Genomic DNA, 18514 nt, shown 5'->3' on the forward strand with positions numbered 1-18514 from the left:
CCATCGCGTCACGCGTCCAGCCGGTACGGGTTTGCGGGGCCGCCCCGGCGCTCGGCGATGTCGATCATGTGCTGGAGCGCCGCGACGATGGTGGGCGCGCGCAGCGCGCGCATCCCGCGGGGCACGATATCGCGCCGGGGGTCGTCGCCGTCCGGGATGAGCGCGACGGTGAATCCCTGGCGCGCGGCCTCGGACAGCCGCCGCTCCATGCCGCTGACCCGCCGCAGGTCGCCGGCCAGGCCCACCTCCCCGATCATCACCGCCGTGGTGGGCAGGGGCAGATCGGCCAGCGCGGACGCCAGCGCGACCGCGACCGCCAGGTCCGATGACGGGTCGGTCAGCCGCATGCCGCCGACGGTGGACAGGTAGATGTCGTGGGCGGCGACGGGCAACTTGGCGTGCTTTTCCAGCACGGCGGTGATCATGGCGGCCCGCGAATGGTCGATGCCGCTGACGGCGCGGCGCGGCGAACCGCCCGACGGCGAGGCCAGCAGGGCCTGCACCTCGCCGATGAGCGGACGTTTGCCGTCGAGGGTCACCGTGATCGCGGTGCCCGGAACCGGCGCGGGGCGCTGGTCCAAGAACAGGTTCGACGGGTCGGCGACCCCTTCGATCCCGTTGTCGTGCAACAGGAAACACCCGACCTCGTCGGCGGCGCCGAACCGGTTCTTGATGCCCCGGACCATCCGCAGCGAGCCGTTGCGGTCACCCTCGAAGTGCAGGACCACGTCGACGAGGTGCTCGAGGGAACGCGGCCCGGCGATGGCCCCGTCCTTGGTGACGTGCCCGACCAGGATCAGCGCGACCCCGTTGGTCTTGGCCGCCGCGGTCAGCGCCGACGTCACCGCCCGCACCTGCGTGACGCCGCCGGCGACGCCGTCGGCCTCGGTGGTGGACATGGTTTGCACCGAGTCCACGATCACCAGCGCGGGCTTGACCGTGGCGATGTGCTCGAGCACGGTGTGCAGGTCGGATTCGGCGGCCAGGTACAGCTCGTCGCCGCCGCAGCCGATGCGGTCGGCGCGCAACCGGATCTGGCCGGCGGACTCCTCGCCGGAGATGTACAGCGCGCGGCGGCCGGATTCCGCCCAGCGGTGGGCGACCTCGAGCAACAGCGTCGACTTCCCCACGCCCGGATCGCCCGCCAGCAGCGTGACCGAACCGGGCACCACGCCGCCGCCGAGCACCCGGTCGAGTTCGCCTACGCCCGTCGTGCGGTGCTGGCTGGCGCCCGGCTCGATGGACGTGATCGGCACGGCCTGCGACGCCGCGGCACGAACGGCGCGGCGCCCGGCGACGGTACTGAGCACCGGGACCTCGTCAACGGTGCCCCAGGTGCCGCACTCGAGGCAGCGGCCGACCCATTTCGCGGTGACGTGCCGGCATTCCGAGCAGCGGTATTGCGAGCGCGCGGTTGCCACGTGATGACGGTATCGAGCCGCTACGACTAGCCCCCGTCACGACAGGCGGTTACCCCGCGTGATTTTGGTGCGGCGGGGTCACTCCGGCCGAAATCGGGACCAGCACGGTGGCCTGCCCGGCCTTCTCGAAGTTGAACGTGAAGTTGTAGGTCAGGCCGTTCGAGATGGGCTTGGCCAAGGTGACGGTCGCCTTGGCCGCGGTGCTGGAATCGATCGGTCCCGGCGCCACCTTCTGGCCCTCGGGCGTGCCGATGAACAGCATCCCGCCGGCGGGCAGGCGGGTGTCGCCGCTGATCGCCACGGCGCCGACGTCGCTGGTGATGCCGACGAGCCTGTCCGGGGTGGTCGGCGACTGGTTGACGGCCACCAGCACCAGGTCGACCGCCCGGCCGGGCTGCAGGAAGTCACCCGTCTGCGTGGCCTGGAGGTGGATGTTGCGCAACGCCACGTTGTTGAAGGTGACCTTGTTCCCGTTGATGGCGGGCTCCTGCACCGCCATCTGCGAAACCTGACCGGCCCCGCAACCGCTGAGCAGCGCGGCCAGCACGGCCAGCACGCCGGCCACGGCGATCGCGGGAAGGCCGAGGCGGATCTTGAAGCGGTTCACTCTCTACAGCCTCCTGCTCGGCCGGTTCGACTAATGCAACTATGCACAGTAGTAGGGACGCTGTGCACGCGGTAGCGCGGGGCGCCAGACCAGCGCAGGAGCTGTTTTAAAGGCCGCCAACCGCCCGGTCCGGGGGCGTTGGTAATGTGCTGCACTGCACGACTTGGTCCCCATGTCAACCCCTAATCTGCGCGTGTTGTGCCCCTGACCTGCATCGTTGCTTCGCGCGTGGTTAGGCGGGCGTGTTAGGATGAAGTAACGAAAGGGGCTCGAATCAGATGATCTTCAAGGTCGGCGACACCGTTGTTTATCCGCATCACGGTGCTGCGTTAGTCGAGGCGATCGAAACCCGGACGATCAAAGGGGAACAAAAAGAATATCTCGTCTTGAAGGTGGCGCAGGGAGACCTGACCGTTCGAGTTCCCGCGGAGAACGCCGAGTACGTCGGCGTCCGCGACGTCGTCGGACAGGAAGGCCTCGACAAGGTGTTCCAGGTGCTGCGCGCCCCGCACACCGAGGAGCCGACGAACTGGTCGCGCCGCTACAAGGCCAATCTCGAAAAGCTTGCCTCCGGCGACGTCAACAAGGTGGCCGAGGTGGTGCGCGACCTGTGGCGCCGCGACCAGGAGCGCGGACTGTCGGCCGGTGAGAAGCGCATGCTGGCCAAGGCCCGCCAGATCCTCGTCGGTGAACTGGCGTTGGCGGAGAGCACCGACGACGCCAAGGCGGAGACCATCCTCGACGAGGTTCTGGCCGCCGCTTCCTGAAGGTCCTGACGCTTCGGTGGCCCGACAGACGGGCACCTCGGGCAACGTAATCGCCGTCGTCCCGGCCGCAGGTTCGGGCGAACGACTGGCGGCGGGAATCCCCAAGGCATTCTGCGAGATTGCCGGCCGCACCCTGCTGGAGCGCGCCGTCGCGGGTCTACTGGAATCCGGCGTGGTCGATCACGTCGTGGTGGCCGTGCCCGCCGACCGGATCGACGAGGCCAAGCGCGTCCTCGCCGGCCGGGCCACCGTCGTCGCCGGCGGGCCCGACCGCACCCGATCCGTCGACCTGGCCTTGGCCGCCCTCCCCGTGGCCGCCGCGTACGTGCTGGTGCACGACGCGGCGCGCGCGCTGACCCCTCCGACGCTGATCACCCGCGTGGTCGACGCCCTGCGGGCCGGCCACGACGCCGTGGTGCCCGCGTTGCGGCTGCACGACACCATCAAGGCCGTGGACGCCAACGGGGTGGTCCTGGGGACGCCGGAGCGCGACGGGCTACGGGCGGTGCAGACGCCCCAGGGGTTCGCCACCGACCTGCTGCAGCGCGCCTACCGGGCCGGCGCCGGCGCGGCCGGTTTCACCGATGACGCGTCGCTGGTCGAGCACGTCGGCGGGCAGGTCCAGGTGGTCGACGGCGATCCGCTGGCGTTCAAGATCACCACTCAGCTCGATTTGTTGCTGGCCGAAGCGATCGTGCGCCGATGAGCGAGCCCCTTCCCGTCCCCAGGGTCGGCCTGGGCGTCGACGTGCACCCGATCGAACCCGGGCGGCCGTGCTGGCTGCTGGGTCTGCTGTTCGCCGACGCCGACGGCTGCGCCGGCCACTCCGACGGCGACGTGGGGGCGCACGCGCTGTGCGACGCGGTGCTCTCGGCGGCGGGCCTCGGCGACGTGGGCGCCATGTTCGGGGTAGACGATCCGCGCTTCGAGGGCATCAGCGGCGCGGACATGCTGCGCCACGTCGCCGCACTGGCGTCGGGCGCAGGCTTCCGGGTCTCCAACGCCGCCGTGCAGGTCATCGGGAACCGGCCGAAGGTCGGTCCCCGCCGCGCCGAGGCGCAGCGCGTGCTGTCGGAATTATTGGGAGCGCCGGTGTCGGTGTCGGCGACCACGACCGACGGGTTAGGGCTGACCGGACGCGGTGAGGGGCTGGCTGCCATCGCCACCGCGCTGGTGGTCCCCGCGGGCTAAGCCCGCGCAGCGCCGGGCGCCGGGGAACTACCCGGTAAGCTGGCACGTCGTGACCGATCGCGCCCGCTTGCGGCTACACGACACGGCAGCCGGTGCTGTGCGTGATTTCGTGCCGCTGCGCGAGGGCCACGTCTCCATCTACCTTTGCGGCGCCACCGTGCAGGGCCTGCCGCACATCGGCCACGTCCGCAGCGGGGTGGCCTTCGACATCCTGCGCCGCTGGCTGATCGCCCGCGGGTGCGACGTCGCCTTCATCCGCAACGTCACCGACATCGACGACAAGATCCTCAACAAGGCCGCCGCGGCGGGCAGGCCGTGGTGGGAGTGGGCGGCCACCTACGAACGCGCCTTCTCCGCCGCCTACGACGCCCTGGACGTGCTGCCGCCGTCGGCCGAGCCGCGGGCCACCGGCCACATCACCCAGATGATCGAGTTGATGCACCGCCTGATCGAAACCGACCACGCGTACGCCGCCGGCGGCGACGTCTACTTCGACGTGCTCAGCTACCCGGAGTACGGGCAACTGTCCGGCCACAAGATCGACGACGTCCATCAGGGCGAGGGCGCGGCCACCTGCAAACGCGACCAGCGCGACTTCACCCTGTGGAAGGCCGCCAAGCCCGGCGAGCCGTCCTGGCCCACGCCGTGGGGCCGCGGCCGCCCGGGCTGGCACCTGGAATGCTCGGCGATGGCCCGCACCTACCTGGGCGCCGAATTCGACATCCATTGCGGCGGAATGGATTTGGTCTTCCCGCATCACGAGAACGAGATCGCCCAGAGCCGCGCCGCCGGCGACGGTTTCGCCCGCTACTGGCTGCACAATGGCTGGGTGACGATGGGCGGCGAGAAGATGAGCAAGTCGCTGGGCAACGTGCTGGCCATCCCGGCGCTGCTGCAGCGGGTCCGGCCCGCCGAGTTGCGCTACTACCTGGGCAGCGCCCACTACCGGTCGATGCTGGAATTCTCCGAGACCGCCCTGCAGGACGCGGTGAAAGCCTATGTGGGCGTTGAGGAATTCCTGCACCGGGTGCGGGTTCGGGTCGGCGGCGTCGAGCCCGGCCAGTGGACGCCGAAGTTCGCCGACGCGCTCAACGACGACCTGGCGGTGCCGGCGGCGCTGGCCGAGGTGCACTCCGCCCGCGCCGAGGGCAACCGGGCGCTGGACTCCGGCGATCACGACGGCGCGCTGCGCCACGCCCGGGCGATCCGCGCAATGATGGGCATCCTGGGCTGCGACCCCCTCGACGAGCGCTGGGAGACCCGCGACGAGACGTCGGCGGCGCTGGCCGCCGTCGACGTGCTGGTGCACGCGGAGCTGGAGAACCGGGAGAAGGCGCGCGAGCAGCGCAACTGGGCGCTCGCCGACGAGATCCGGGACCGGCTCAAGCACGCCGGCATCGAGGTCACCGACACCGCCGACGGGCCGCAGTGGTCGCTGCAGGCCGGCCCGGATCAGTAGGGGCCACGCACATGGCCGGCAATTCGCGACGCCGCGGCGCAATCCGTAAGGCGGGCACCAAGAAGGGCCCGACCGTCGGTTCGGGCGGCCAGCGTCGCCGCGGGCTGGAGGGCCGCGGCCCCACGCCTCCCGCGCACATGCGCCCCAACCACCCCGCCGCCAAGCGCGCCCAGTCGCCGTCGCGCCGCCCCGCGCGGGGTAAGACCGACGAGACCGAGACGGTGCTGGGCCGCAACCCGGTGCTGGAGTGCCTGCGCGCCGGCGTTCCGGCGACCGCGCTCTACGTGGCGCTGGGCAGCGAAGCCGACGAGCGGCTCACCGAATCCGTCTCCCGCGCCGCCGATTTGGGCATCGCGATCCTGGAGGTGCCGCGCACCGACCTGGACCGGATGACCAACAACCATCTGCATCAGGGCATCGCGTTGCAGGTGCCGCCCTACAACTACGCCCACCCCGACGACCTGGTGGAGGCGGCGACCGGTTCGCCGCCCGCGCTGCTGGTCGCGCTCGACAACATCTCCGACCCCCGCAACCTGGGCGCCATCGTGCGTTCGGTCGCCGCGTTCGGCGGCCACGGCGTGCTCATCCCGCAGCGGCGGTCGGCCTCGGTGACGGCGGTGGCATGGCGCACCAGCGCCGGGGCCGCGGCCCGCGTCCCGGTGGCCCGGGCCACCAATCTCACCAGGACACTGACGGATTGGGCGGATCGCGGCCTGCGGGTGATCGGGCTGGACGCCGGCGGCGACACCACGCTCGACGACCTCGACGGCACCGACCCGATCGTGGTCGTCGTCGGGTCGGAAGGCAAGGGGCTGTCGCGGCTGGTGCGGCAGAACTGCGACGAGGTCGTGTCCATCCCGATGGCCGGCAATGCCGAATCGCTGAACGCCTCGGTGGCCGCCGGGGTGGTGCTCGCCGAAATTTCGCGCCAGCGCAGGGGTTAGGTGATCGCCCGCCTCGTTGCCGCGCTGCTGGCATCGGCGGTGCTTGTGGCGGCGCCGGCCGCCGCGCAGGCACCCGACTTCGACCTGCAGGCCCACCGCGGCGGGCGCGGGGAGGCCACCGAGCAGTCGTTGCGGGCCTTCGCCAGGTCGCTCGAATTGGGGGTCAGCACACTGGAACTCGACGTCGTGCTCACCCGGGACCGCCAACCGCTGGTGTGGCACGACCCGACGATCGCGGCCGAGAAATGCGCCGACACCGCACCCGCATTCGCCGGCGACCCGCAGTACCCCTACGTCGGCAAACTCGTGCACGATCTCACGCTGGCCCAGATCCGCACCCTGGACTGCGGGCGCCGGCTGGACGACTTCCCGAACGCCGAAGTGGTGCCGGGCAACAGGATCGCCACGCTGCCTCAGGTTTTCGCCCTCGCCGACTCCTACCGCGCCGACGCCGTGCGCTACAACATCGAAACCAAGGTGGACGCCGATGAACCCGAGCCGCAGGAGTTCGTCGACGTGATACTGGAAGCGGTCAGGGCCGCGGGCAAGGTCGAGCGGGTGGACATACAGAGCTTCGACTGGCGCACGCTGCCGTTGGTCCACCGGGCCGAACCGTCAATCCCGTTGGTGGCCCTCTATGACGAGCAGACTCCCGGCGATCCGCTGATCGGCGCGCTGACGGTCGGCGCCGACGCCGTCTCACCGGACTACCGGCTGGTCGCCGGCAAGCCGTACGTCGACCGCGCGCATGCGTTGGGGCTCAAGGTCATTCCGTGGACGGTCGACGATGTCGACGCCATGCGCCGGCAGATCGGGTACGGGGTCGACGGCATCATCACCGATTATCCGACGGCGTTGCGGGGTGTGCTGGCCGAGCTGTCCATGCCGTTGCCGCCGGCATACCGTCGGGGCTAGAGGCCGAGCGCCCGCGCCGACGCCCACAGCGCGAGCACCGCCACCGCCAGCGACGCGGGCACGGTGCACACCCCGAGGCGGGTGTATTCGCCGACCCCGGCGTCGACGTCGTGCTGGCGAAGCACGCGCCGCCACAACAGGTTTGACAATGACCCGACGTAGGTCAGGTTGGGGCCGATGTTGACCCCGATCAGCACCGCCAGCACCGCCACCGGCCCGGCCGGGGCGACCAGCGGCAGCAACACCAGGGTGGCGGGCAGGTTGTTGACGACGTTGGCCAGCACGGCCGCGATCGCGGCGATCGCCAGCAAGGCGGGCAGGCCCGAGCCCGACGGCAGCACCGCCGACATCGCCCGGTCCATCCCGCCCAGCATGACCGCCCGCACCACGACCCCCAGCGCCAGCACGAATACCAGGAAGGACACGTTGGCCGAGCGCACGATCTCCGACACCGACGTGTGGCGGCGGCGCAGGCTGCGCGCCGCCAGCACCGCGGCGCCGCACAGCGCCACCCAGGCCGGCGCCACCCCCACCGACTGGGCGACCGCGAACCCGGCCAGCGTCAGCGCGACGACCACCAACACGAACACCGGCGGGCGTGGTGGCGCGCCGCGTTGCTCCGGGTTCGGCTGCACCCGTAGGTCCTTGGCGAAGAACCAGCGGAAGATCACGTAGAGGGTGGCCACCGCGCCGAGCCACGGCAGCGCCATCACCAGCGTGAACTTGGTGAACGAGATGTCGGCCGTGTGGAAGGCCAGCAGGTTGGTCAGGTTGGACACCGGAAGCAGCAGCGAGGCGCCGTTGGCCAGATGGGCGGTGGCGTAGGCGTAGGGCCGCACCCGAGTGCGCTGCCGCCGCACGGCGGCGAGCACCACCGGGGTCAGCAGCACCACGGCGGCGTCCAGGCTCAGCACGGCGGTGATCCCCGACGCGATCGCGAACACCCGCCGCAGCAGCGTGCCCGACCCGACGCGTCCGCGCGCGATCGCCGCGCCGGCGGCCTCGAACAGGCCCTCGTCGTCGCACAGCTTGGCCAGCACCAGCACCGCCCCGAGGAAGGCGACCACCTCGGACAGGTCGGCGATCTCCTTGGCCGCCTGCTGGACCGAGACCGCCCCGATCCCGACCAGGACGAGGGCGGCCGGAATCGCGGCCAGCGCCTCGGGCCAGCCCCGTGGGCGCGCGACGGCGAACCCCAGGACGACGGCGAGCAGCAACAGCGCGACGGTCAGTGCCAACGTCTAGACCGCTTCGCCCCACGGGTCCTCGCGCCGCCACACCGTCGGCAGGTGCAGCGCGACACCGTCCTGTGCGGCCAGCTCATCGAGGACGCGGATGGAGACGTCGAGGTCGTCGCCCGCATAGGGCAAGGCGCGCAACGGCTTTGTCAGCGGGCGGAAGAAGTCGTCCCAGTGGATGAGGATCACCCGGCGAGCGCCCACCACGCGGACGGTCTCGGCCCAATAGTCGACCAGATACGACCGCGGCTGCAGCCCCAGCTGCCCGACGGACAGGTAGACGGCATCGGCGCGGTGGCCGGCCAGCGCCCCCTTGACGAAACCGGCGCTGCCACAGATCAGCAGCCGCCGGCCCGTCGGCCGGTGGGCCACCAGCGTCGACCACGACTCGCCGCAGCGGTACGCCGACGCCTTCACCGGGGTGATCAGCGGTTCGTCGATCACGCCGGGATACCGGTCGGGTGGGCAGTGGTGGGAGTTTACCAACGTTATCTCGTAGTCGCCCAACCGAATTGGCTGCCCGTCGACCGCGACGACGATCCGGTTCTCCGGGAGGCCGTAGCCGCGCCCGACGTTGGCCGCGGACTGGCCGCCGATCAGCTGCGCGCCGGTGCGGTCGGCGACCAGCGCGGAGTCCAGCACGTGGTCGATGTGGGTGTGCACCGGGATGACGGCGGCCAGTCGCGACACCTTGGCCCGGGCCAGGCATCCGTCGACGCGGGCCGGCGACGGCGCCACCTTGCCGGCCGCGATCTTGGCCAGGCCCGGCCGGGAGAAGTAGCCGTCGGTCATCAACGCCGACGAGCCGTCGTCGATCAGCAGCGTCGCCACGCCCATCCAGGTCACCGAGAGCCCGTCGGGCCCGGCCGCGGGGGCGTCGAATCGGTCCGCGTACCGAGCGATGTCGGGCCGCCCGAGCTTGAGCCGCATCAGCAGAACGCCCGAAGGTCGGCGCCGGCCGCCGTGAGGCGATCGCGGACCGCGGTGGCAATCCGCACCGCCCCCGGCGAATCACCATGCACGCAAACCGATTCCACGCTCACCTCGATGTGGCTCCCGTCGATCGCGGTGACCTGGCCCGCGGTCACCATGGCGGTGACGCGCTCGGCGATCGCGCCCGGATCGTGCAATACCGCGCCGGGTTCGCGGCGGGAGACCAGCCGCCCGTCCGGGCGGTAGGCCCGGTCGGCGAACGCCTCGGCCACGGTCCGCAGACCGCGTCGGGCGGCCTCGTCGAAGAACGCCGACCCGGCCATGCCCAGCACCGGCAGGCCGTCGTCGACGAGCCGCACCGCCTCGGCGACCGCGGCGGCCTGCTCGCTGTTGGTCACGATCGTGTTGTACAGCGCCCCATGCGGTTTCACGTAGGACACGACAGAACCGCACGCGTGCGCGATCGCCTGCAGCGCGCCGATCTGATACACCACGTCGGCGATCAGGTCGTCGGCGGCGACGTCGATGAAGCGCCTGCCGAACCCGGCCAGGTCGCGGTAGCTCACCTGCGCCCCGATGCGCACCCCGCGCCGCGCGGCCGAGGTGCATACCCGCACCAGTCCGGCGGGGTCCCCCGCGTGGAAACCGCACGCCACGTTGGCGCTGGTGACGATGTCGAGCATGGCGTCGTCGTCACCGAGGCGCCAGACGCCGAAGCCCTCGCCCAGGTCGGCGTTGAGGTCGATACCGGCCACCCGCCCAGCTTATGGGGGCGGGCTATTGCCCGGCGACCTTGGCCGCGATCTGCTGGGCGATGTCGGCGGCGGACCCGCCGGCCAGGAAGGACGCGCACGTGGCGACGTCGATGGCGATGTTGTTGCGAACGGTCAGCGCCCGCTGGCACGTCCAGCCGTCGCCGCCGTCCTGAGCTGTCGACGTGCTGAGTGTGCCGCCGACTTTGTGGGCGTCGCCCGCGGTCCACACGACTTCGGGCTTGCCCGGGGGACGGTCGACGAACTTGCGGTTGGCGCAGGCGAACCACCGCCGCACCGAGGCGTCGTAGAAGGTGTTGGCCTGGCGCGCGGTGGGATAGGCGATCACGGCCTCGGCGGCGGAGTCATTGCGGACGGCGGGGTCGTCGTAGTTGTCGTCCAGTTGTTGGCCGCGCATCGCGGTCCAGCCGGTGTCCGCATACACGGCTTCCTGGGCGGGACCGTCCAGCGCCAGGCAGCTCTTGTCGCTGAAAGTCGCGCTGGAGTCCCACATCGCCTGGGTGCGGTTGCGGACCCGCATTCCCGCGGTGAGCACGGAGTTGATCTGGCCCTGGTCGAGCAGCAGCCCGTCCAGGGCGGCGACGGCCACGGGGGTCTGCGGCAGCGGGCCGGCGGTGTCTGCGGGCGCGGCGCTTCCGTCGACGACGGTGGTGCAGCCCACCGCGAGGGTGGACACCGCCGCCTGCACCAGGACCGCGATTCGCCTGCGCGCCATGGCCTCCGAGCCTTCCCCGACGTGGGCCGATCTGTGCGACCAGCTTAGGCGGACGCCTCGCGCCGGCGCCCCACCAGCCAGCAGACCAGGTAGATCAGAAACGAGATGCTGGCGACGAAGACCGACACCGGCACGCCCGGCGCAAGCGATAGCACGATCCCGCCGACCGCGGCCACCTCGGCGAACACCACCGAGGTCAGCATGGCCGCCGCCGGCGAGGTGACCACCCGGGCCGCCGCGGCCGCCGGCGTGATCAGCAGCGACATCACCAGCAGCGCCCCGACGATCTGCACCGCCTGGGCGGCCACCACCCCGACCAGCGCGGCGAACACGATCCCGAGCGCGTGGACCGGCACGCCGCGGGCGGCGGCGACATCAGGGTCGACGGTGGCGAACAACAGCGGGCGGTAACACGTTGCCAGCACCGCGATGACGAGGAGGCAAACCAGCGCCAGCATCGTCAGCCCCGTGTAGCCGACCCCGACGATCTGGCCGGTCAGCAGCGCGAAGCTGGTCGCCGTCCGGCCCGGGTAGAGGTGGATGAACAACACCGCCAGGCCCAGGCCGAACGCCAGGACCACCCCGATCACCGAATCGCGTTCCCGGGCGCGCCGGCCCAGGACGCCGAACAGCGCCGCCGCCAGGGCGCTGCCGATCAGCGCGCCCAGACCCACCCCGAATCCGACGAGCAGCGCGAAAGCGGCTCCGGTCAACGACAATTCGCTGGACCCGTGCACGGCGAACGACATTTGCCGCATCACGATGAACGGCCCGATCAGCCCGGCCACCAAACCCAGCAGCGCGGCCGCCACCAACGCCTGCTGCACGAAGTCGTGGCTGAGCAGATGCGCGGTGATGTCGAAGGAGAACAGGTGGTGTCCCACGTCGGCGAGCCGGTGCTCCATCAGCCGTGCCCGTCGGTGCGCTCGCCGGCCACAACGTAGCCGTCCCTGACCTTCACCACCTGGATGTCGGATCGATACAGCGCCGACAGCGTCTCGCTGGTCATCACCTGCTCGACGGTGCCGATCCTGAACCGGCCGTCGACCAGGTACAGCACCCGGTCCACATACGGCAGGATCGGGTTGATCTCGTGGGTGACGACGATGACCGTGGTCCCCGCCTCCCGGCGGCGCCGGTCGATCAGCGCCGACACCAGCTTCGCGTTCGCCGGGTCCAGCGTCAGCAGCGGTTCGTCGCACAGCAGCAGGGTCGGGTCGCTGACCAGTGCCTGGGCGATGCGCACCCGCTGCAGCTCGCCGCCGGACATCACGCCGACCCGGACGTCCGCCACGCGTTCGCCGTTGACCTGGCTCAGCGCGTGGGCGACGGTCGCGCGCCGCCGGGCACGGTCGCGGGACCGCAGCGGGACGGCGCCCCAGCGCCCGCCGTCGACACCCAGCCGAACCAGGTCCCGTCCCCGCAGCATCACGTCGCGGTCCAGCGGCCGATGTTGCGGCACATAGCCGATGCGCCCGCTGCCCGAGGTGATCGGCCTGCCTTCCACCAACCCGACGCCGGCGCTCAGCGGCAGCTGCCCGAGGAGCACGTTGAGTAGCGACGTCTTGCCGCTGCCGTTGGGGCCGAGCACCGCGATGAACTCGCCGCGCGAGACCGACAGGTCAAGGTGGTCCCACAGCACCCGGTCGCCGAACGCCAGGCGGGCGCCGCGCAGCGACACGGTGTCCGGGTGCCGATCGACGGCGGGCGCCGTGTCGATGCTCACGGCTGGACGGGCCGGCTCGACTGCAGCGCGGCCAGCAGCCGTTCGACCGTATTGCGTTGCCAGCTCAGGTAATCCGCCCCGTCAGGTAGGGTCTCGGCCACCTCGGTGACGGGCACACCCGCGCGACGCGCGGCGTCGCGCAGGCTGGTGATTGCGGCCGCCGAGGTCTGCGGGTTGACCACCAGCGCCGAAACCTGGCCCCGGTCGATGAGGTCGAGGACCGACGCCAGATCGGCCGGCGCCGGGTCGGTCTCGTTCTCGATCGCCGCGGCGAACGAGGGCGGGGTGCGGTTCAGCAGGCCCGTCGCCTTCAGCAGGTAAAAGGCGACCGGTTCGGTCGCCACGACCGAAGTGTGGGGGTAGGTGGCGGCGATGCCGTGTTCGGTGCCGGCGATGGCGTCGGCGCCGCGCCCGAACGTGGCGGCACTGGCCCGGTAGTCCGCGGCGTTGCCCGGGTCGATCGTCGCGAGCCGGTCGGCGATCGTGGCGGCCACCGCCTTGGCGACGCTCAGGTCGTAGAAGACGTGCTCGTTGCGGGGTTGCCCGTCGTTCTCGAGGAACGAGTAGGCGTTGACCGGCCTGGCGCCGGGCTGGCGGGCCAGCACCTCGTCGACCCATCCGTCGTAGCCGCCGCCGTTGTAGACGACCAGGGCGGCGTCGGCGATGGCGGCGGCGTCCGAGGGGCTGGCCTCATAGGAGTGCGGGTCGGTTTCCGCGCCGCTCAGGATGGACTTGACCGCCACATGGCTGCCGGCGACGGCGCGCGCGACGCTGCCCCACACGTCGGTGGAGGCGACGACGGCCGACGCGTGCGGGTGCGCGGGGTGCCCGCCGCAGCCGGACAGCACCGCCGAGCCGGCCACGGCCAGTGCGGCCGCCAGCCCACGCGTCAGTGCCATGCGCACGTCCGATTTCCTCCCGCCCGCCAGCAAGCCGATCCACAATACTAATGAAAATCGTTTCCATTACAAAGCCGCGGTCGGAAGCGCATGGGCCGCGCACCGATCCGCTGTAGCGTCACCGAACGTGAGCCCCACACCGCGCCGGCGTGCGACCCTGGCGTCGGTCGCGGACGAGCTCAAGGTTTCGCGCACGACGATCTCGAACGCCTTCAACCGCCCCGATCAACTCTCCGCCGACCTGCGTGAACGCGTGCTCGCGACGGCCAAGCGGCTCGGCTACGCCGGCCCCGACCCGGTGGCGCGCTCGTTGCGGACCCGCAAGGCCGGCGCGGTCGGTCTGGTGATGGCCGAGCCGCTGACCTATTTCTTCAGCGACCCCGCCGCCCGGGATTTCGTCACCGGGGTGGCGCAGTCCTGCGAGGCGGCCGGGCAGGGGCTGCTGCTGGTGGCCGTGGGGCCCAGCCGCAGCCTGAAAGAGGGAACCGACGCGGTGCTGTCGGCGGGCGTGGACGGTTTCGTGGTGTATTCGGTGTGCGATGACGATCCCTACCTGCAGGTGGTGCTGCAGCGGCGGCTGCCGGTCGTGGTGGTCGATCAGCCGAAGGATCTCGCCGGCGCCTCGCGGGTGGGCATCGACGACCGCGCGGCGATGCGTGAGCTCGCCGACTACGTGCTCGGGCTGGGGCATCGCGAGATCGGGCTGCTGACCATGCGGCTGGGCCGGGACCGGCGCCACGGCCTAGTGGACGCCGAGCGGTTGCGCTCGCCCGCCTTCGACGTGCAACGCGAGCGCATCATCGGCGTGTGGGAGGCGATGACTGCCGCCGGCATCGACCCGGGTTCGCTGACCGTGGTGGAAAGCTACGAGCACCTGGCCGAATCGGGCGGCGCGGCCGCCAAGGTGGCGCTGGAAACCAATCCGCGCATCACCGCGCTGCTGTGCACCGCGGACATCCTGGCCCTGTCCGCCATGGATTACCTACGGGCGCATGGCATTTACGTGCCCGGCCAGCTGACCGTCACCGGATTCGACGGCGTGCCCGAGGCCATCAGCCGCGGCCTGACCACGGTGTCGCAGCCGAGCCTGCACAAGGGGCGCCGCGCGGGCGAGCTGTTGTTGAAGCCACCGCGATCCGGTCTGCCGGTCACCGAACTCCTCGACACCGAGCTGATCCGCGGACGCACCGCCGGCCCGCCCGCATGAGCGCCGCTATTTGGAGTCTTGGTCGCCGATCAGCAACCGCACGGCCAGATCCAGCCGCTTGCTGACGTCGGTGGCCGAGGCGCGGCGGGTGAGCCAGGCGAGCAGGTTCGACAGCCACACGTCGGAGATCACCCGGGCGATGTGGTACTGGTCCTCGGTCGGTTCGCCGTCGGCCATCGCGCGCGCGAACATCGAGTCGATGAGCTTTTCGACCTGGTCGACCTCGCTGGCCGCCGACGCGTCGGCGAAGACGTAGGCGCGCGTCATCGCCTCGGTCAGCAGCGGGTTGCGTTGCATCGCGCGGTTGAGCTTGCCCACCATGAAGTTCAGCCGCTGAAAGGGTGTGCCGCCGGTCATGGCCGAGCGGTCGGTCTTGGCGTCGATGCGGCCGAACTCGCGGCCCAGCGCCGACACCAGCAGGTGCACCTTCGACGGGAAATACCGGTACAGCGTCCCCACCGCCACGTCGGCGCGATCCGCGACCGCACGCATCTGAACGGCCTCGTAGCCGCCCTTGGACGCGATGGCCATGGTGGCATCCAGGATGCGCTTGCGGCGTTCCCGCTGCGCCTCAGACCCGAGTTCGGACTCCGCCAGAACCGCCACGTTTATGACCTCACGCGGCTGCGAGTCGGAAACGCGGCTCGAACTAGCCTTGGAAGTGGCCTTGGCGTTGGCGCTGGCTGGCATGTGATGGTTTGCTCCTGTTCCGGGCGGTTCGTTTGCAAACGATACGCATTCTGCGTGTGAATTTCCCACCTCCATACCGCCGGGGACAAGCGCATGTGCTGCTGCAATGGCGTTCGACTTGACGGTCGATCACTGGCACTATTAGAACACGTTCTAGTCTTCGGTGAGCGGGTTGCGCGCCAACTGGTGGTGGGGATGTCCCCGCTCGCGCAAAGATCGGACAATCAGGACACGGGCGCCGGCCGGCCCCGTGTCACGTCGAGCCAAGGACGCGGAGGTCCTCTCAGGTGGTAGCGACCGTCACCGATGAGCAGTTTGCCGCGCGCGCCCTGGTGCGCGACTGGGCCCGCAACGCGACGTCGGGACCGGGTGGCACCGCGGCGATCCGCGAGGTCGAGCAGGGCAAGCCCGACGCGTGGCGGCCGGTGTTCTCCCGGCTGGCCGAACTGGGAATCTTCGGCGTCGCGATCCCGGAGGAATCCGGCGGGGCGGGTGGGTCCATCGAAGACCTGTGCGCGATGGTCGAGGAGGTGGCCAAAGCGCTGGTCCCAGGCCCGGTCGCGACCACCGCGCTCGCGACGCTCGTCGTCACCGACCCCGAACTGCTGGAGGCGCTGGCCGCCGGGGAGCGCTTCGCCGGGCTGGCGCTCGAAGGCGACGTCCGACTCGACGGCGCGACGTCGACGGCGTCGGGCACACTTCCGTTCGCGCTGGGCGCCTCGAACACGGTGCGCGATGGCGTGCTGCTGGCGCCCGCCGACGACAAGTGGCTGCTGATCGACGCCACCGGCGAGGGCGTGCGGGTCGAGCCGCTGCAGGCCACCGACTTCTCCCGGCCGCTGGCCCGGGTGGTGCTCAGCTCCGCCCCGGCCACGGTGCTGCCCGAAACCGGCACGCGCGTCGAGGAACTGGTCGCGACCGTCCTGGCCGCCGAGGCGGCCGGCATCACCCGATGGGCGCTCGAGACCGCCGTCGACTACGCCAAGGTCCGCGAGCAGTTCGGCAAGCCGATCGGCAGCTTCCAGGCCATCAAACACCTGTGCGCCGAGATGCTGTGCCGCGCCGAGCAGGCCGAGGTGGCCGCCTCGGACGCGGCTCGCGCCGCCGCCGACGGCGACGCGTCCCAGTTCTCCATCGCGGCCGCGCTGGCCGCCAGCACCTGCATCGCCACCGTGAAGGCCAACGTCAAGGACTGCATCCAGGTGCTCGGCGGCATCGGCTGCACCTGGGAGCACGACGCACACCTGTACCTGCGCCGGGCGCACGCCATCGGCCGCTTCCTGGGCGGCCCCGAGCGCTGGCAGCGGCGCATCACCGCGCTCACCCAGGACGGCGTGCGCCGGCGGCTGGGCATCGACCTCACCGAGGTCGAGGGCCGGCGCGCCGAGATCGCCGCGGCCGTCGCCGAGATCGCCGAACTGCCGGCCGAGAAGCGACAGGTGGGTCTGGCCGAGGCGGGCCTGCAGGCGCCGCACTGGCCCAAGCCGTACGGGCGCGCCGCATCCCCGGCCGAGCAGCTGCTGATCGATCAGGAGCTCGCCGCGGCCGGCGTCGAACGGCCGGACCTGGTGATCGGCTGGTGGGCGGCGCCGACCATCCTCGAGCACGGCACACCGGAGCAGATCGAGCAATTCGTGCCGGGCACGTTGCGCGGTGAATTCCTGTGGTGCCAACTGTTTTCCGAGCCCGGCGCGGGCTCCGACCTGGCGTCGCTGCGCACCAAGGCGGTCCGCGGTGACGGAGGCTGGCTGCTGACCGGCCAGAAGGTGTGGACGTCCGCGGCGCACAAGGCGCGCTGGGGCGTGTGCCTGGCGCGCACCGACCCCGATGCCCCGAAACACAAAGGCATCACCTACTTCCTGGTCGACATGAAATCGCCCGGCATCGACATCCGGCCGCTGCGCGAGATCACCGGCGACTCGCTGTTCAACGAGGTGTTCCTGGACAACGTGTTCGTGCCCGACGAGATGGTGGTCGGTGAGGTCAACGACGGCTGGCGGCTGGCCCGCACCACGCTGGCCAACGAGCGGGTGGCGATGGCCAACGGTACGGCGCTGGGCAACCCGATGGAAGAGCTGTTAACCCTCTTGGCGGCAAGGGAACTCGACGTCGCCGAGCAGGACCGGCTGGCGCGCCTGATCATCCTGGCCCAGACCGGCGCGCTGCTGGACCAGCGCATCGCCCAGCTCGCGGTGGGCGGCCAGGACCCCGGCGCGCAATCGAGTGTGCGCAAGCTGATCGGCGTCCGCTACCGCCAGGCGCTGGCCGAATTCACCATGGATGCCGCCGAAGGCGGCGGCCTCGTCGACCGCCGGGCCGACGGCGACCGGGCGGTGTTCGATTTCCTCAACACCCGCTGCCTGACGATCGCGGGCGGCACGGAGCAGATCCTGCTGACCGTGGCGGCCGAACGCCTGCTCGGTCTGCCGCGCTAGCCGAGATCGGCCGCGGCGGCGTGTAATTCGTGCAGCGCTTCGCATGCCATGGCGCCCAGGTCTCGGTCGTCGCCCGGTTCGCTCCAGCGTGCGTAGGCCGTCTTGAACGCCAGCGCACCGAGTTCGGCGGCCAATACCGCCGTCGGCTCGGGTATGCCGCGCGCCTGGAGTGCCTCGGCCACCGCGCGCGCCAGCCCGATTTGTTTGAGCGCGTTGCGCTCCTGGAGTTCGGTGCTGGCGGCGATCGCGGCCTTGAGTCTGGGCGCGAGCTCCCGGTTGAACGACGTGAACGCGGCCGCGGCCGATTTCAGGCCGGAGCACACGGCGGCCAGCGGCGTCGCGTCGGCCGGCGCCGTGGCGATCCCCTCGCGCAGGAGTTGCGCGATCGCGTCCTGGCCGGCCGCCAGCACGTCCCGCTTGTCCGGGAAGTGCCGAAAGAACGTGCTTTTCGTCAGGCCGGCGCGCTCGGCGATCTGCGTGACGGTCGTCTCGTCGTAGCCCCGCTCGTTGAACAGGTCGAGTGCGGCGGCGACCAGGCGTTCGCGCGCATCGGGTTCCCACCGGGCCATGGCCCCAGCCTAGTGATGCGACCAT

The 18514-nt window shown here is 71.0% G+C and carries 19 protein-coding genes; 8 read left to right on the top strand and 11 right to left on the bottom strand.

The genetic code is table 11. The annotated features are described in order from the left end of the window. Nucleotides 1-8 precede the first annotated feature (8 nt). The gene (gene radA / locus W7U_RS23795; RefSeq protein WP_008263524.1) at nt 9-1421 is read right to left on the bottom strand and encodes a DNA repair protein RadA; all 1413 of its coding nucleotides are present in this window, start codon (nt 1419-1421) and stop codon (nt 9-11) included. A 49-nt stretch (nt 1422-1470) separates the two neighbouring features. Next, nucleotides 1471-2028, bottom strand: coding sequence for a hypothetical protein (locus W7U_RS23800; protein ID WP_008263526.1), 558 nt, complete (start codon nt 2026-2028; stop codon nt 1471-1473). 278 nt (nt 2029-2306) lie between these two features. Here W7U_RS23800 and carD point away from each other — a divergent pair, with 278 nt between their 5' ends. The 6 genes from carD to W7U_RS23830 are packed head-to-tail and all read left to right on the top strand — an operon-like array spanning nt 2307 to nt 7304. Beyond that, nucleotides 2307-2795 carry an RNA polymerase-binding transcription factor CarD gene (gene carD / locus W7U_RS23805; RefSeq protein ID WP_003419482.1) on the top strand — a complete coding sequence of 163 codons (489 nt, stop codon included), beginning with the start codon at nt 2307-2309 and terminating at the stop codon, nt 2793-2795. Nucleotides 2796-2811: 16 nt separating this feature from the next. Further along, entirely contained in the window at nt 2812-3501 is a 690-nt protein-coding gene (gene ispD / locus W7U_RS23810) for a 2-C-methyl-D-erythritol 4-phosphate cytidylyltransferase (protein ID WP_008263535.1), read from the top strand. Then, nucleotides 3498-3986, top strand: coding sequence for a 2-C-methyl-D-erythritol 2,4-cyclodiphosphate synthase (gene ispF, locus W7U_RS23815; protein ID WP_008263536.1), 489 nt, complete (start codon nt 3498-3500; stop codon nt 3984-3986). Before ispD ends, ispF begins: the two co-directional genes overlap by 4 nt. 49 nt (nt 3987-4035) lie before the next feature. Continuing rightward, complete coding sequence (gene cysS, locus W7U_RS23820) at nt 4036-5445, top strand: cysteine--tRNA ligase (protein ID WP_008263537.1); 1410 nt, start codon at nt 4036-4038, stop codon at nt 5443-5445. 11 nt (nt 5446-5456) lie between these two features. Continuing rightward, nucleotides 5457-6389: a 23S rRNA (guanosine(2251)-2'-O)-methyltransferase RlmB gene (gene rlmB, locus W7U_RS23825; RefSeq protein ID WP_008263538.1), complete on the top strand. Its 933-nt coding sequence runs from the start codon at nt 5457-5459 to the stop codon at nt 6387-6389. Next, nucleotides 6390-7304: a glycerophosphodiester phosphodiesterase gene (locus W7U_RS23830; protein ID WP_008263539.1), complete on the top strand. Its 915-nt coding sequence runs from the start codon at nt 6390-6392 to the stop codon at nt 7302-7304. It abuts the gene before it with no gap. On the opposite strand, the gene W7U_RS23835 is transcribed toward W7U_RS23830, so the two are convergent. Genes W7U_RS23835 through W7U_RS23865 form a run of 7 tightly spaced genes read right to left on the bottom strand, consistent with a single transcriptional unit; the run spans nt 7301 to nt 13588 of the window. Further along, entirely contained in the window at nt 7301-8542 is a 1242-nt protein-coding gene (locus W7U_RS23835; RefSeq protein ID WP_008263541.1) for an SLC13 family permease, read from the bottom strand. The genes W7U_RS23830 and W7U_RS23835 overlap by 4 nt on opposite strands. Nucleotides 8543-8545: 3 nt before the next feature. Further along, nucleotides 8546-9472 carry an MBL fold metallo-hydrolase gene (locus tag W7U_RS23840; protein ID WP_008263542.1) on the bottom strand — a complete coding sequence of 309 codons (927 nt, stop codon included), beginning with the start codon at nt 9470-9472 and terminating at the stop codon, nt 8546-8548. Next, nucleotides 9472-10230 carry a 5-oxoprolinase subunit PxpA gene (locus tag W7U_RS23845; protein ID WP_008263550.1) on the bottom strand — a complete coding sequence of 253 codons (759 nt, stop codon included), beginning with the start codon at nt 10228-10230 and terminating at the stop codon, nt 9472-9474. The genes W7U_RS23840 and W7U_RS23845 overlap by 1 nt, the downstream gene beginning before the upstream one ends. Nucleotides 10231-10252: 22 nt before the next feature. Next, entirely contained in the window at nt 10253-10963 is a 711-nt protein-coding gene (locus tag W7U_RS23850) for a sensor domain-containing protein (protein WP_008263553.1), read from the bottom strand. Between the two features lie 44 nt (nt 10964-11007). Continuing rightward, nucleotides 11008-11868 (bottom strand): metal ABC transporter permease, encoded by an 861-nt coding sequence (locus W7U_RS23855; protein ID WP_008263555.1) that lies wholly within the window; start codon nt 11866-11868, stop codon nt 11008-11010. Next, nucleotides 11868-12689: a metal ABC transporter ATP-binding protein gene (locus W7U_RS23860; protein WP_008263556.1), complete on the bottom strand. Its 822-nt coding sequence runs from the start codon at nt 12687-12689 to the stop codon at nt 11868-11870. Before W7U_RS23860 ends, W7U_RS23855 begins: the two co-directional genes overlap by 1 nt. Beyond that, a complete protein-coding gene (locus tag W7U_RS23865; RefSeq protein ID WP_014710852.1) occupies nt 12686-13588 on the bottom strand; it encodes a zinc ABC transporter substrate-binding protein in 903 nt (300 codons plus the stop codon). Before W7U_RS23865 ends, W7U_RS23860 begins: the two co-directional genes overlap by 4 nt. A gap of 127 nt (nt 13589-13715) precedes the next feature. On the opposite strand from W7U_RS23865, the gene W7U_RS23870 reads away from it, so the two are divergent. Then, a complete protein-coding gene (locus tag W7U_RS23870) occupies nt 13716-14795 on the top strand; it encodes a LacI family DNA-binding transcriptional regulator (protein ID WP_008263558.1) in 1080 nt (359 codons plus the stop codon). Between the two features lie 6 nt (nt 14796-14801). Here W7U_RS23870 and kstR read toward each other — a convergent pair whose 3' ends face one another. Continuing rightward, nucleotides 14802-15401, bottom strand: a complete 600-nt coding sequence (gene kstR, locus W7U_RS23875; protein ID WP_008263559.1) for a cholesterol catabolism transcriptional regulator KstR — start codon at nt 15399-15401, stop codon at nt 14802-14804. A gap of 371 nt (nt 15402-15772) precedes the next feature. Between kstR and W7U_RS23880 the strand changes: the two genes are divergently transcribed. Next, the gene (locus tag W7U_RS23880) at nt 15773-17920 is read left to right on the top strand and encodes an acyl-CoA dehydrogenase (RefSeq protein ID WP_008263560.1); all 2148 of its coding nucleotides are present in this window, start codon (nt 15773-15775) and stop codon (nt 17918-17920) included. Here W7U_RS23880 and W7U_RS23885 read toward each other — a convergent pair. After that, nucleotides 17917-18489 (bottom strand): TetR/AcrR family transcriptional regulator, encoded by a 573-nt coding sequence (locus tag W7U_RS23885; protein WP_008263561.1) that lies wholly within the window; start codon nt 18487-18489, stop codon nt 17917-17919. The two genes, W7U_RS23880 and W7U_RS23885, sit on opposite strands and share 4 nt — an antisense overlap. Nucleotides 18490-18514: the final 25 nt, after the last annotated feature.

The sequence above is a fragment of the Mycobacterium sp. H4Y genome (genome assembly GCF_000364405.1).
Lineage (GTDB): Bacteria > Actinomycetota > Actinomycetes > Mycobacteriales > Mycobacteriaceae > Mycobacterium > Mycobacterium intracellulare.